The organism is 'Chrysanthemum coronarium' phytoplasma (assembly GCF_000744065.1).
Taxonomy (GTDB): Bacteria; Bacillota_I; Bacilli_A; order Acholeplasmatales; family Acholeplasmataceae; genus Phytoplasma; species Phytoplasma asteris.
In genome coordinates, this window is record NZ_BBIY01000099.1 from 1 (window position 1) to 1,600 (window position 1,600).

The 1,600-nt window shown below is 28.4% G+C and carries 2 protein-coding genes and 2 pseudogenes; all 4 read left to right on the forward strand.

Translation table 11 applies throughout. The features are described from left to right. Positions 1-350: pseudogene (locus tag OYV_RS05415) on the forward strand (AAA family ATPase); the annotation flags it as partial. Between the two features lie 90 nt (positions 351-440). Then, positions 441-860 (forward strand): hypothetical protein, encoded by a 420-nt coding sequence (locus OYV_RS05420; protein ID WP_236620288.1) that lies wholly within the window; start codon positions 441-443, stop codon positions 858-860. A 70-nt stretch (positions 861-930) separates the two neighbouring features. Beyond that, entirely contained in the window at positions 931-1,125 is a 195-nt protein-coding gene (locus OYV_RS04905) for a hypothetical protein (protein WP_148169636.1), read from the forward strand. Positions 1,126-1,385: 260 nt separating this feature from the next. Continuing rightward, a pseudogene (locus OYV_RS03810) lies at positions 1,386-1,600 on the forward strand (hypothetical protein); the annotation flags it as partial.

The window sequence follows — 1,600 nt, forward strand, 5'->3', positions numbered from 1 at the left end:
ACGCCGTCATGTTGCCTTCTGATATCGAAGAAGTCTTAAATTTAAAATTAAAAATAAAACCTGATCGTCAACAAGTTAAAAAAAGAAGAGAAGCTTGTGAAAATCAATACGCTCAATGGCGTCAAGGAATCCTTCAATATTTAGATAAACCCAAAGATGAAACTAAGATTGAATGTCAATATACCTTTGATTACCTTAATGGAATTGGTTATTACGAAAGTCAATATTATCAAAACCAAAAAGAATTAAATAATATTAATCAGCAATTAACTAAAATTCACAAAGAAAATAAAATCTCCCAATTAGAACAAGAGTTAATAACTTTAAACCAAACCCCTGACAAATACTAACAAACGATTAAAGATAAAAACCAAGAAATCATCGATATTAAAAACAAACTTAAAACTCTTCCAACTCAAGAAGAAAGATTAAGAAAAGAATTGAAACTAGTCGAAAATCGTCGTGAACTTCAAAAAGAACCATCTAATTTAGTTTGTTACATCAAAGAACTCCATCCCTTCGACCGTTGGAATAAAGATGGTGATACCTATAATCACACCACTTTAAACGGCTTTAACAGCGCTCATTTCTATACCAAAGATGACAGTTATTTAGATAATTATGTTAATTTCGAAAAACACGAACACAAAGGCCCAGGTTACAACTACTTAATCCTTAAATACAAAGGCCCTAAATACTTCTTAGAAGACGACAAAGACTACTACCTTGGTCGTGCATTTGTTCATAACTCTGATTTCGAATTAACCAATTTCCATCTCCACTTCAACCCTGTCCGTAAAACTTTATCTCTTTACCAAGACAAACATCATACAAAACCTCAAAATAATAATCAAAAATAATTTCACCACCATCAAAAGACTCTCATATAGAGTCTTTTTTATTTTAAAACTAAACCCTGAAAGGAGGTGTTTGAATGTATTTAAAAACGACAAAAACCTTAATTTATTTTATCATCGGCTTTTATTCTTAGGAATTTACCAAACCACTAATATCTATGCTTTACCCACACCTTATACCTTTTACAACGCTGTAACGCTTTTAACTATGGCGAAAGCATCAATATCATTAATAATAATAATACCCAAGATGAATTACAAACCTTAACTGAAGAAAACAAGCAATTAAAAAAAAGATTATTAAAATTAGAAAACCAATCTCTTATCGAACAAATTCAACAAAAAACTAACCAAAACACTAATAACTCTAATGTAACCAATATTAAAACTAACTTATTAACTAAACTTTATTATTATTTCCATCACTTATTACATTTTAATAACGATAATTTAACTTTAACCAACAGTATTATCGATTTAGAAAACCATTAATCACCTAATAAATTAAAAGAAAGTGAGTCAAATCATATGGCTAAAAAAATAATTAAAACCAAAAAAAATCAATCAAAATCCAATAAAAAATCACCTCAATCAAAAAACAATAAAACTACCAAAACAATTATCAAAAGAAAAACTCCAACTCCTAAAATCATTATCGCAACTCAAACGCAAAAAGAAAACTGGTTTTTTAAAATCATCAAAAATTTCTTTAATATCCTCGTCTACTTCATACCATTATTATT